Annotated in this window: 9 protein-coding genes; 6 read left to right on the forward strand and 3 right to left on the reverse strand. The window is 63.0% G+C overall.

Annotated elements, in window-relative coordinates; translation table 11 throughout:
• The first annotated feature begins 5 nt into the window (after positions 1–5).
• From ftsA to J3456_RS03205, 6 genes are all read left to right on the forward strand, one after another.
• Entirely contained in the window at positions 6–1340 is a 1335-nt protein-coding gene (gene ftsA, locus J3456_RS03180; protein WP_067626767.1) for a cell division protein FtsA, read from the forward strand.
• A 173-nt stretch (positions 1341–1513) separates the two neighbouring features.
• Positions 1514–3115, forward strand: a complete 1602-nt coding sequence (ftsZ, locus tag J3456_RS03185; protein ID WP_349578865.1) for a cell division protein FtsZ — start codon at positions 1514–1516, stop codon at positions 3113–3115.
• Positions 3116–3322: 207 nt separating this feature from the next.
• Positions 3323–4246 (forward strand): UDP-3-O-acyl-N-acetylglucosamine deacetylase, encoded by a 924-nt coding sequence (gene lpxC / locus J3456_RS03190; protein ID WP_349578866.1) that lies wholly within the window; start codon positions 3323–3325, stop codon positions 4244–4246.
• 241 nt (positions 4247–4487) lie between these two features.
• Positions 4488–5354 (forward strand): outer membrane protein assembly factor BamD, encoded by an 867-nt coding sequence (locus J3456_RS03195; protein ID WP_349578867.1) that lies wholly within the window; start codon positions 4488–4490, stop codon positions 5352–5354.
• 32 nt (positions 5355–5386) lie between these two features.
• Positions 5387–7057 (forward strand): DNA repair protein RecN, encoded by a 1671-nt coding sequence (gene recN, locus J3456_RS03200; RefSeq protein ID WP_349578868.1) that lies wholly within the window; start codon positions 5387–5389, stop codon positions 7055–7057.
• A gap of 62 nt (positions 7058–7119) precedes the next feature.
• A complete protein-coding gene (locus tag J3456_RS03205; protein ID WP_349578869.1) occupies positions 7120–8805 on the forward strand; it encodes a chloride channel protein in 1686 nt (561 codons plus the stop codon).
• Between the two features lie 7 nt (positions 8806–8812).
• Here J3456_RS03205 and J3456_RS03210 read toward each other — a convergent pair whose 3' ends face one another.
• The 3 genes from J3456_RS03210 to cobT are packed head-to-tail and all read right to left on the reverse strand — an operon-like array spanning position 8813 to position 12898.
• Positions 8813–9157 (reverse strand): DUF427 domain-containing protein, encoded by a 345-nt coding sequence (locus J3456_RS03210; protein WP_349578870.1) that lies wholly within the window; start codon positions 9155–9157, stop codon positions 8813–8815.
• A gap of 33 nt (positions 9158–9190) precedes the next feature.
• A complete protein-coding gene (locus J3456_RS03215; protein WP_349578871.1) occupies positions 9191–10981 on the reverse strand; it encodes an aminopeptidase P family protein in 1791 nt (596 codons plus the stop codon).
• Between the two features lie 42 nt (positions 10982–11023).
• Positions 11024–12898 carry a cobaltochelatase subunit CobT gene (gene cobT, locus J3456_RS03220; protein WP_067626754.1) on the reverse strand — a complete coding sequence of 625 codons (1875 nt, stop codon included), beginning with the start codon at positions 12896–12898 and terminating at the stop codon, positions 11024–11026.
• Between the last annotated feature and the right edge of the window lie 102 nt (positions 12899–13000).

The raw sequence follows: 13000 nt of genomic DNA on the forward strand, positions 1-13000 counted from the left end.
ACGAAATGATGGACCTATACGACAGTCAGCGTTCGATGCGGCACATGCGCAAATTGGCGATCCAACGCGGGGTGGTCGCCATTTTGGATGTGGGCAGTTCCAAGATCGCCTGTCTGGTGCTGCGGTTTGACGGCATTACCCATGACGGAGAGAACGGCGACATCGGCTCTTTGGCCGGGCAGTCGGGGTTCCGGGTCATCGGGGCGGCGACCACCCGCTCGCGCGGTGTGCGCTTTGGCGAGATTTGCGCCATGGGCGAGACCGAGCGCGCGATCCGCACCGCACTTCAGGCCGCGCAGAAGATGGCTGGCATCCGGGTTGACCACGTTATCGCCTGTTTCTCGGGCGGGGAGCCGCGCAGCTATGGGCTCGACGCTTCGGTGGAACTGGAGGGGCAATCGGTTTCGGAGCAAGATGTGGCGCGCGTGCTGGCGGGCTGTGACGTGCCGGAGTACGGCGAGGGCCGCGAAGTGCTGCACGCACAGCCGGTGAACTTCGCGCTGGATCACCGCAGCGGTCTGGCCGATCCGCGTGGCCAGTTGGGCAACAGCCTGTCGGTGGACATGCACATGCTCACCGTCGATGCCGATACGGTGCAGCATCTGGCGCATTGTATCAAACGCTGCGATCTGGAACTGGCGGGTATCGCCTCATCCTCCTATGCCTCGGGCATCTCGGCACTGGTTGAGGACGAACAGGAACTCGGCGCGGCCTGTATCGACTTTGGCGGTGGTACCACTGGCGTGTCGATCTTCATCAAGAAACATATGATCTATGCCGACACCGTGCGTATGGGCGGGGATCACGTCACCTCTGATATCTCCATGGGCCTACAAGTGCCGATGGCCAACGCCGAGCGGATCAAGACCTTCTACGGCGGCGTGCATGCGACGGGCATGGACGACCGCGACATGATCGAGATCGGCGGCGAGACGGGCGACTATGAGCACGACCGCCGCACCGCCAGCCGGGCCGAATTGATCGGCATCATGCGTCCGCGCGTCGAAGAGATCCTCGAAGAGGTCCGTGTTCGGCTGGATGCTGCCGGTTTTGACCACTTGCCGAGCCAACAGATTGTACTTACCGGGGCGGGCAGCCAGATACCGGGGCTTGATGGGCTTGCCAGCAAGATACTCGGCCAGCAGGTCCGTCTGGGCCGTCCGCTGCGCGTGCATGGGCTGCCACAGGCGGCAACAGGTCCGGGCTTTGCCAGCTCGGTGGGCCTCGCGCTCTTTGCGGCGCATCCGCAAGACGAATGGTGGGATTTCGACATCCCCGCCGACCGCTATCCGTCACGCTCGCTCAAGCGCGCTGTCAAATGGTTCAGAGACAACTGGTGACCGCAATATCGGGTGAGACACCCGAGATAAGGCGGAAACTGGCAAGTTTCTGCCCATATTTAGCGTCAAAACGATGTTTTTTAGGTGACGATCCGGCCCTAGCCCGGTAGGGTCGGGTAAATTTGGTCGAAAAACTCCCGCAGAACGCGGATAACTGGACAGGCGGACAGCACATGACACTCAACCTTTCAATGCCAGGACAAGATGATCTGAAACCCCGTATCACCGTCTTTGGTGTTGGTGGGGCAGGCGGCAACGCGGTCAACAACATGATCGAGAAGCAGCTTGATGGTGTTGATTTCGTCGTGGCGAACACCGACGCTCAGGCGCTGCAGCAGGCACAGGCCGAAAACCGCGTCCAGCTGGGCATCAAGGTTACCGAAGGTCTGGGCGCGGGTGCCCGTGCCAGCGTTGGCGCAGCGGCTGCCGAAGAAAGCATTGAGCAGATCGTTGACCACCTTGCTGGCGCGCATATGTGTTTCATCACGGCTGGCATGGGCGGCGGCACCGGTACAGGTGCAGCACCGATCATCGCGCAGGCCGCACGTGAGCTGGGTGTTCTGACCGTTGGCGTCGTGACCAAGCCCTTCCAGTTTGAAGGCGCTAAGCGCATGCGTCAGGCCGAAGACGGTGTTGAGACGCTGCAAAAGGTCGTCGACACGCTGATCATCATTCCCAACCAGAACCTCTTCCGTCTGGCCAACGAAAAGACCACCTTCACCGAAGCCTTCTCGCTTGCCGATGACGTGCTGTACCAAGGTGTTAAGGGCGTGACCGACCTGATGGTTCGTCCGGGCCTGATCAACCTCGACTTTGCCGATGTGCGCGCCGTGATGGACGAGATGGGCAAAGCGATGATGGGCACAGGCGAGGCCGAGGGCGAAGATCGCGCCATCCAAGCCGCCGAGAAAGCCATCGCCAACCCGCTGCTGGACGAAATCAGCCTGCGCGGCGCCAAGGGCGTTCTCATCAACATCACCGGCGGTCACGACCTCACGCTGTTCGAACTCGACGAAGCGGCGAACCGCATCCGCGAAGAAGTCGACCCCGAAGCGAACATCATCGTCGGCTCCACGCTGGACGAAAGCCTTGGTGGCCTGATGCGCGTCAGCGTTGTCGCCACAGGGATCGACGCCACCGATGTGAACACCGAAATGCCGGTTCCGCGCCGCTCCATGAGCCAGCCGCTGCGTCAGAACGTGTCGGTTGACGATGTCGCGCCAGTCTCTGCCGCGCAGGCGCCTGCCGCTGCGCCGGTTGCTGCCGAAATGAAGCAGGAAGTTGAGCAAGCCGCCCTGTTCCAAGACCTTCAGCCGGTCCAGGATCAGTATGAGGACGAGAACGTTGTCGAAGATGACGATGGTCTGCCTGCACCGGCCTATCAGCCCGAGGTGGCCGCATTCGAGCCGCGTCAGGAAGAAGCCATTGAGGCCGAGCCCGAAGCCTTCGTTGCACCGCGCGCCCCGACACCCGGCACGCCGTCGCCCGAAGCACTGGCCCGCCTGCGCGCTGCCGCCCAAAAAGCAGCGCCCGAACAGCACCGTCAGGCCCAGCAGCAGCAGGGTGAGCAGGGCGACAAAGGTCGCTTTGGCATCAACTCTCTGATCAACCGGATGACCGGCCATGCCGAAGGCGAAGCACAGGCCCGCCCTGCGCGCCAGCAACCTCCGGTTCAGACTCGCGCTTCTGCAGCTGCCCCGCAGCCGCAAGAAAGCAACGATCCCGATCAAGAGCGCATCGAAATCCCCGCGTTCCTGCGCCGTCAGGCCAACTGATCCGATCACGATAGATGACGAAAGGGTCGCCTTAGGTCGGCCCTTTTTCGTTTTATAACAAGCTTTTGCAATAAGGTCGGCACGCTAGCGCCCAAATGTTACGGGCATGTTTCAGACCGTTGCAAAGATTGAGTTGAGCAAAACGAACCAGCGCCTTAATCCAGAGTTCAACACACAATAAGATGTTCGAAGCTTGAGGATGACCCGGTGCAGACAACGATCAAATCAGCAGTAAGTTTTTCTGGCACAGGCCTGCACTCCGGTCAGCCTGCGACAGTGACACTGCGCCCGGCCTCCGCTCACCATGGCATCTGGTTCTCGCGCAGCGATGTGGCCGTGGGCGACCGACTGGTCCCCGCCCGCTGGGACGCGGTGAACCGCTCGCCGCTCTGCACCAAGCTGGAAAACCCCACTGGCCTGTCGATCTCTACCGTTGAGCATCTGATGGCGGCCATTGCTGGCTGTGGCATCCATAACCTTTTGATTGAGATCGACGGCCCCGAAGTGCCGATCCTCGATGGCTCCTCCCTGCCTTTCGTGCGCGGCATCATGCAGCGCGGCTTGCGTCAGCTTGCGGCCCCGGTGATGGCCTTTGAAGTGCTTAAAACCGTGAGCGTGCAAGACGGTGATGCAACGGCCACGATCTCTCCGGCGGATACGCTGCAGATCGACTTTGAGATCGATTTTGCCGATGCGGCCATCGGTCAACAGCACAAGTCGCTGATCATGAACAATGGTTCTTTTGCACGCGAACTTTGCGACAGCCGCACCTTCTGCCGTCAGGCCGATGTCGAAGCGATGCAGGCCAATGGTCTGGCGCTCGGCGGTGAAGCGGGCGAGAACGCAGTGGTTTTCGACGGCGATGCGGTCGTTAGCCCCGGTGGCCTGCGCCACGCGGATGAGCCTGTCCGCCACAAGATGCTCGACGCGCTTGGCGATCTGGCGCTGGCGGGGGCACCGCTGTTGGGTCATTACGAAGGCAGACGCGCGGGTCACTCGCTGACCAACACGCTGCTGCGCGCGCTCTTTGCCACACCGGATGCTGTGCGTCTGGTGGCCTGTGACGCGGCGCAAACGGCACGGTTGCCGGGCTCCGGGCTGATCTGGGGCGAAATCCCGCAGGTTGCCTGATCTGGCAGCCGGTCGAAAACGTCGCAAACCGCAGGACGCTTAGGCGGCGAAGTGCCATTGAACGCCCTGCCAATGCCTTGTATTCACTAAGTCGAAGTGACATGCCTGACCCAGCGATGCGCCACCGCGTACCCGGCTGCGGGCGGGGGTGGAATGGGCGTTTTGCAACGCAGATTATTGTGCTAGTCACATGCGCAAGAGGGTCAAAGACCATGGGTTGGACGATGCAAGGGGTGCGGGCATGACGGTAGCAGGATCGCGCAAGCGGACGATCAGTGCGGTGCTTCTGGTCGCGACATTGGCAGCCTGCGGCGGTGGTGACGGACGATCGGACGGCAGCTTTTTCAACCCGCAGGAAATCCCGCTTGAGACCTATTCAGCCGAGCAGATCTTTGAGCGCGGCGAATATGAGTTGACCAACAACAACCCCGGTGAGGCGGCGTTTTATTTCGCCGAGATCGAGCGCCTTTATCCCTATTCCGAATGGGCCAAACGCGCGCTGATCATGCAGGCGTTTGCCTATCACAAGGATCAGGACTACCCCAACAGCCGCTCGGCCGCACAGCGGTTCATTGATTTCTACCCCGCCGAAGATGACGCCGCCTATGCGCAGTATCTCTTGGCGCTGAGCTATTATGACCAGATCGACGAAGTGGGCCGCGATCAGGGGCTGACCTTCCAAGCGCTGCAATCGCTGCGCGCCGTGATCGAAGGCTACCCCGACAGCGAATATGCCCGCTCTGCGATCCTGAAATTCGACCTCGCCTTTGACCATCTGGCGGGCAAGGAAATGGAGATTGGCCGCTATTATCTGCGCCGCGATCACTATACCGCCGCGATCAATCGCTTCCGCGTGGTGGTCGAGGATTTCCAAACCACGACCCATACCGCCGAAGCCCTGCACCGTTTGGTCGAAGCCTATCTATCGCTGGGTCTGAACCATGAGGCGCAGACGGCGGGGGCCATCCTTGGCCACAACTACCGTGGCTCTGAGTGGTATGAGGACAGCTACAAATTGCTGACCGGGCGTGGCTTAGAGCCCGCCTTCTACGAAGACAATTGGCTGGGTGCAGCCTATCGCCAGACCATCAAGGGCGAGTGGCTTTAAGGGGGGTGGGGTTGCCCATCCGACGGTTCTAGATGCTGCGCGGACTTGATATTTCGGACATGCTGATCATCGACCGGCTGGAGCTTGGCTTCCAGCCGGGTCTGAACGTGCTCACCGGTGAGACCGGCGCGGGCAAGTCCATCTTGTTGGATTCACTTGGGTTTGTTCTGGGCTGGCGCGGTCGCGCCGATCTGGTGCGGCAAGGGGCAGCGCAGGGGGAGGTCACCGCTTGGTTCGACTTGCCGCCCGGCCACCCGGCCCATGCGGTGCTCGAAGACGCGGGTCTGCCTGCCGGGGATGAGTTGATCCTGCGCCGCATCAACACCTCTGAGGGGCGCAAGACCGCTTGGGTCAATGACCGCCGCTGTTCGGGCGAGGTGCTGCGGCGCCTGTCTGAAACATTGGTGGAATTGCACGGCCAGCACGATGACCGCGGGTTGCTGAACCCACGCGGCCACCGCGCCATCCTTGATGATTACGCCGGGAATGACCGCGCGATTGCAGCGGTGCGGGAGGCTTGGACGGCCCTTGGTGCGGCGCGCAAAGCGGCCGCCGCTGCCGCCGCCGAACGCGAGGCCATCGCCGCCGAAGAAGAGTTCCTGCGCCATGCGGTGGCGGAACTGGACAAGCTCGCCCCCGAAACGGGCGAGGAAGCGACCCTCGACACCCGCCGCCGCCAGATGCAGGGCGCCGAAAAAATCCGCCGCGATGTGGTCAACGCCTATGAGCTTCTGGGCCAAGGCGGGGCAGAAACCGCCATGGGTGACGCGCTGCGCTGGCTTGATGGCGTCGCCGACAAGGCCGAAGGCGCGCTGGAAGGTCCGCTTGCCGCGTTGAACCGCGCCATGGTGGAACTGGACGAAGCAATGTCTGGCGTGGCCGATGCGATCGACGGCATGTCGTTCGACCCCTATGAGTTGGAAGCTTGCGAAGAGCGGCTCTTTGCGATCCGCGGCTTGGCGCGCAAACATGACGTGCAGCCTGATGAATTGGCCGGTTTCGCCGACACCCTGCGCGCCAAACTCGATGCGCTTGATGCAGGTGAGGCCGCGCAAGAGGGGTTGGAGAAAGCTGTGCGCGACGCACAGGTGCTTTACGACGAACGCGCCGAAGCCCTGACCACGAAGCGCCGCAAGGCGGCGGTCAAACTCGACAAGGCGGTGGCGGCGGAGCTTGCCCCGCTCAAGATGGAGCGCGCGGTGTTCCAGACCCAATTGACCGACGAACCCGCAGGCCCCGAGGGGCGCGATGCGGTGTCCTTCACCGTGGCGACCAACCCCGGCGCCCCTGCCGGGCCTTTGGGCAAGATCGCCTCGGGCGGGGAACTCAGCCGGTTCCTCTTGGCGCTGAAAGTCTGCCTGACACAAAGCCAATCGGGCCTGACCCTGATCTTTGATGAGATCGACCGTGGGGTAGGGGGCGCCACCGCAGACGCCGTAGGCCGCCGCCTGAAGGCGCTGGCGGCTGAAGGGCAAGTGCTGGTCGTCACCCATTCGCCGCAGGTCGCCGCACTGGGCGCGCATCACTGGCGCGTGGCCAAATCGGTTGCCAAGGGCATGACCACCTCAACGGTCACGGCGCTCGCCCCCGAAGAACGGGTGGACGAAGTCGCGCGGATGCTCGCGGGCGATACCATCACCGATGCCGCCCGCGCGGCAGCCGAGGCATTGCTTAACGGGCAACAGGGCGCGACGACTTCTTAAATGGCGGTTTTACCCAAGGTCAGCTTGCCCTAGACAGAAAGGGTCCAACTGGTCCAAGTCCCATGCCTCCGCAAGATAACGCATTCTTTTCCCAACAACTGCATCAGGCGCTCGGCGGCTGCAAACAGGGCTGGACGGTGCTGCGCACCCGGGGGCCGGGCAAGATCACCTTTTGGTTCATCGCCCTTTTGGTGGGCATCGCGGCGGGCTTTGCCGCCTTGTTCTTTCGCAAGGGGATCAACTGGTTACAGGCCACGCTTTACGGTACGGACGATGTGCAATTCCTGCACAGCTTTCTCGCCGGGTTGCCGTGGTATTCGGTGGTTCTGATCCCGACGTTGGGCGGGCTGCTGGTTGGGCTGATCTTACACCGCTTTACCCGCGACGGGCGTGCCCGCAGCGTGGGCGATGTGATCCTCGGCGCTGCCTTGCACGACGGTCGAGTCGAAACACGCGCCGGGGTGGCCTCGGCACTGGCCTCGATGATCACCCTCTCGACGGGCGGCTCATCGGGCCGCGAAGGGCCAGTGGTGCATCTAGCCGCCGTGATCTCGACCAAGGTCAGCCGCTTTATCAAGGCCGATGGGATCACCGGGCGTGACCTTCTGGGCTGCGCGGTGGCGGCGGCGGTTTCCGCGAGCTTCAACGCCCCCATCGCCGGCGCGCTTTTCGCGCTCGAAGTCGTGCTGCGGCATTTCGCGGTCCATGCTTTTGCCCCCATCGTCATCGCTTCGGCAGCAGGCACGGTGATCAACAGGCTGGAGTTTGGCGGCTTGACCGAGTTCGTCTTGCCGAGCCTTGGGGATGTGCAATTCTACGTCGAACTGCCCGCCTTCCTGCTGCTTGGGCTGACCTGCGGTCTGGTCTCTGTCGTGCTGATGCGGTCAATCTTCTGGGCCGAGGATTTCGGCAACTACCTGCAAGCCCGGACCGGGCTTGTGCGTTGGCTGCGCCCGGCGGTGGCGGGGGCGATCCTTGGCATCATCGCGCTCTGGTTTCCGCATATCATCGGTGTCGGCTATGAGACGACCTCCCGCGCGCTGGTGGGCGAGCTGGTACTGCATGAGGTGATCATCTTCGCGGTTCTCAAAGTCGCCGCCGTGGCGATCACCCTGGGGGGGCGGATGGGCGGCGGTGTCTTTTCGCCCTCGCTGATGGTGGGCGCGCTCACGGGGCTGGCCTTTGGCTTGATTGCCACCGGCGTTTTCCCTGAAATCTCCGGCTCTTCCTCGCTCTATGCGCTGGCGGGGATGGGCGCGGTGGCCGCCGCCGTGCTGGGCGCGCCGATCTCCACCACGCTGATCGTTTTCGAGATGACGGGCGACTGGCAAACCGGTTTGGCGGTGATGGTTGCCGTCAGCATGTCGACGGCGCTGGCCTCCCGTTTGGTCGACCGGTCGTTCTTCCTCACCCAGATGGAGCGGCGCGGCATCCATCTGGCCGCAGGCCCGCAGGCCTATCTGCTATCCATGTTCATGGTGGGCCGGATCATGCGCCGCCCCGATGACGAAGACGCGGCCTCGGAAGAGGCCTGTTGGGATTTGATCGACAAGGGCACCTATATCGACGGCAGCGCCACGCTAGAGGCCGCCTTGCCATTGTTCGACCAGACCCATTCCAACTTCATCCCGGTGGTCACCCTCAGCGCCGATGCGCCGCCCGAACTGCTGGGCGCGCTGTTCCACGTCGATGCGCTGAAGGCCTATAATCGCGCCCTCGCCGCCACCGCGGCAGAGGAGCACTCCTGAGCCGCGCTCAGATACGCTCGATGGCGATTTCATCCATCGGCGTAAAGGCCAGATACCCTTTGATCTCGGCCACATCCGCTTTCGGGTCATCATAAGACCAGACAGCATCTTGCAAGGTACGGCTCTTCGTCACGACCGAAAAATAGCTGGCGTCGCCCTTATAGGGGCAATGGCTGGTCTTGTCTGAGCCATCGAGGAAGGCCATCGCGATGTCGCCGCGCGGGAAATAGATGACCGGCGCGTGGTCCCCTTCGCGCAACTCCAGCGCGCCTGTGGTCTCGCCCAGCACGGCCCCGCCAGCGCGAACGACCCATGTGCCTTGGGCCGGAGTAATCGTAATATGGTCGGACATGCCGTACCCCCCTAGTTTACTGAAATCGGACGCTCATAGGGGCGCCGTTGCCGCATCCAACCACAGTTTTGTAACAGGTGATACCCGCGGCCCGATCTTTTCCGCAACGTCGCGGTGATAGGCGTTCAGCCAATCGCGCGCCTCGGGGCTAAGTGCCTCCACATCAATCAATCGCCGGTCAATCGGCACGAGCGTCAGGGTGCGCCAATCCAACATCTTGCGATGCGCGTCACCGCCGGGCAGGGCCGGGGCTTCCTGCACCACCAAAAGGTTCTCGATCCGAATGCCAAACGCCCCTTCGCGGTAATAGCCCGGCTCATTGCTCAGGATCATACCCGGCAGCAACGGCACATGGCTCATCCGGCTCAGCCGCTGCGGCCCCTCATGCACCGACAGGTAAGCGCCAACGCCATGCCCCAGACCATGATCAAAATCCTGCCCCGCCATCCAAAGCGGCAGACGGCCCAGCATCTCGATATCCCGCCCGGCCAGCCCGCGCGGCCAGCGCAAGCGGCTCATGGCGATCATGCCCGACAGCACCCGCGTAAAGGCGCTGCGCGCATCCTGATCGGGGCTGCCGATGGCAATGGTGCGGGTGATATCCGTGGTCCCGTCAAGGTACTGACCGCCACTGTCGAGCACCAAAAGATGTCCGTCCTGCAGCAGGCTGTCGGTTTCCTCATTCACCCGGTAATGAATGATCGCCCCATTCGCCCCGCTGCCCGAGATCGTCTCGAAACTGATGTCGCGCAAGGACGGATCCCGGCGCCGCAGACCTTCCAACTGCCGCACCACCTGTGTCTCTGTGATCGTGCCGGGAGGCTGCGCATCCAGCCAGGCGAGCAGCTCCGCCATCGCCGCGCCATCGCGCAGGTGCGCCTCCGCCGCGCCGGCAATCTCGGCGTCATTCTTGCAGGCCTTGGGCAGGGCGCAGGGGTCTTCCCCGGCCTGCGCGCGGTCCCCCAGCAGGTCCGCGAACAACACCGGCGCCGACTGCCGATCAAGGCGCACCGGCCCTTCCAACGCGCGCAGGTAATCAGGCAGGCCAGCGGGGTCATGCTGCACCACCTCCGGCCCCAAATGGACCGCCACATCCGCCAATTTCTCGGCCGCCATAAACAGATCAACCCGCGCGTCGTCATGCAAGACGGCAAAGCCATGGGCCACGGGATTGCGTGGAATGTCCTGCCCGCGAATGTTCAACAACCAGTTGTGGCTGTCGGGAAGGGTGATCAACGCCGCCTTCTGCCCCGCCGCGCGCAGGTCTGCCGCCAAACGTTGCCGCTTGGCGGCATGGCTTTCCCCGGCAAAGCGCTCAGGGTGGGCCGCCACTTTGCCCATCGGTGCCGCAGGCTGGTTCTCCCAAACCCGGTCCACCATATTCTCGCTGCGTCGCAGCTCAATGCCAGAGCCCGCCAGCGCTTTCACCAAAAGGTCCATCTGTCCCGGCGTATGCAACATCGGGTCGAAACCAACCACACCGCCCTCAGGCAATTGGTCCTTCAACCAATCGGCCAAAGACACCTCGGGCCAAGGCACAGGCGTAAAAACCTCCGCCACCTGCGCCTTGACCTGCGTGCGGTAGCGCCCGTCGATAAAGACCCCCGCCACATCCCGCAATGCCGCACAAAAGCCTGCCGATCCGGTAAACCCCGTCAGCCACGCCAAACGATCATCGCGCGGGGCGACATATTCCCCCTGATGCGCATCGGCGCGCGGCACCAAAAATCCATCCAACCCTGCCCGGGCCAACTCCCCGCGCAGCGCTTCCAGCCGTGGCGGCCCCTGCTCAGGACGCGCGGTGACCTCGAAACTCTGGAACACACGCCCCTCCTTCATCCTTTTTCAAATACCGATCCTGGAGCTTCAACCCACGCGACGCATGCCCATGACACGCGCCCGTTTCCGCGGGTCGCTGTCAAAGAGCGCGGCAAGCTGCTCGGTCATCGCCCCGGCCAACTGATCCACATCCGTAATCGTCACGGCGCGGTCGTAATAGCGCGTCACATCATGGCCGATGCCGATCGCCAACAACTCAACCGCGCGGCGTTTTTCGACCATCGCAATCACGTCGCGCAGATGTTTCTCAAGGTAATTGGCCGGGTTCACCGAAAGCGTACTGTCATCCACCGGTGCCCCATCGGAAATCACCATAAGGATCTTGCGCGCCTCATGCCGGGCCAGCATCCGCCGGTGCGCCCATTCCAGCGCTTCCCCGTCGATGTTCTCTTTCAACAGGCCTTCTTTCATCATCAAACCCAAGTGGTCGCGGGTCCGCCGCCATGGGGCATCAGCGGATTTATAGATGATGTGGCGCAGGTCGTTCAGGCGTCCCGGTTGGGCAGGGCGCCCGTCATTCAGCCACGCTTCGCGCGCCTGACCGCCCTTCCACGCGCGGGTGGTAAAGCCGAGGATCTCGACCTTGACGTTGCAGCGCTCCAGCGTGCGGGCCAGAACATCGGCGCAGATCGCGGCGATGGAGATGGGCCGCCCGCGCATAGAGCCGGAGTTGTCCAGCAGCAGCGTCACCACCGTGTCGCGGAACTCGGTGTCCTTCTCAACCTTGAAGCTGAGCGGCGTGGTGGGGTTGGCCACGACCCGCGCCAGACGGCCCGCGTCCAGCGTGCCCTCTTCTAGGTCGAACTCCCACGAACGGTTCTGCTGGGCTTGCAGACGGCGTTGTAACTTGTTGGCCAAACGGCCCACAGCGCCTTTTAGCGGCTCAAGCTGCTGATCAAGATAGGCGCGCAGACGTTCCAGTTCGATCGGTTCGGCTAATTCCTCGGCCCCGATCACCTCGTCATGCTCGCCGAGATAGACGCGGTACTCAGGATCGGCGTCCGAGACGGGGGGCGGGGGCGGCGGGTCCATGGGCGCGTCGCCTTCGGGCATATCCGCCTCATCGCCCAATTCTTGATCCGCCTCGTCATCCATCGAGACCTGCGCCTGACTTTCGTCCTGCTGCTGCTCTTGAGAGTTTTCGGGCGTGCCTTCGGCCTCTTCCTCGTCCTGATCGTCTTGGCCGGTGCTGTCGGGGTCTTGCTCCTCTTCGGAGCCCTCTTCGGCCTGATCCTCTTGCTCGTCGTCTTGGCTGTCGGGGTCGTCACCCAATTGGTCACCATAGCCAAGATCCGAGATCATCTTGCGCGCCAGCCGCGCGAAATCGGCCTGATCGGCAAGGCTGCCGTCGATCCCCTCAAGGGTGCCGCCCGCCTGATCTTCGATAAAGCCGCGCCAGAGTTCCATGGCGTTCTCGGCCCCTGCGGGCAGGGGGCGCCCCGTCGCCATATGACGCACCATATAGCCCGCCGCGACCGAGAGCGGCACGTCGCTGGCCTGTTTCGCCTGATCGTAGCCGCGGCGCAGGGCCTCGTGCTTGATCTTGACGTCGATATTGCCCGCGGTGCCGGGCATGTCGCGCGCGCCCATGGCCTCGCAACGGGCGGTCTCCATCGCCTCATAGAGTTCGCGCGCCATGTCGCCCTGCGGGGCATAGCGAGCGTGGGTGGCGGCATCATGGTAGCGGCGGTTCAACGCCAGCGCATCGGCGGTGCCACGGGCCAGCAGAACCTCTTCTCGGGTCATCCGGCGGCTGACCTGCGGCAGGCGCATCGCGTCACCGGAAAGCCCTGACGGATCAACGGAGTAGCTGACGTTCAGCTCGGCGTCATCGGCCATCACTTTGGTGGCCTCTGCGAGGGCCTTTTTGAATGCGTCAGCGGGGTTGTCGGATTTCTTCATGCGCCCATGCCTCTGTCAGCTTCGATATGAGGTTTGGCAGGTTTTCGCGGAAGGGTCAAAGGGGCAGGAGCGCGCAGATCGATACGCCAGTTTCCGCCCATA

Source organism: Sulfitobacter sp. NFXS29 (genome assembly GCF_040148765.1).
Classification (GTDB): domain Bacteria; phylum Pseudomonadota; class Alphaproteobacteria; order Rhodobacterales; family Rhodobacteraceae; genus Sulfitobacter.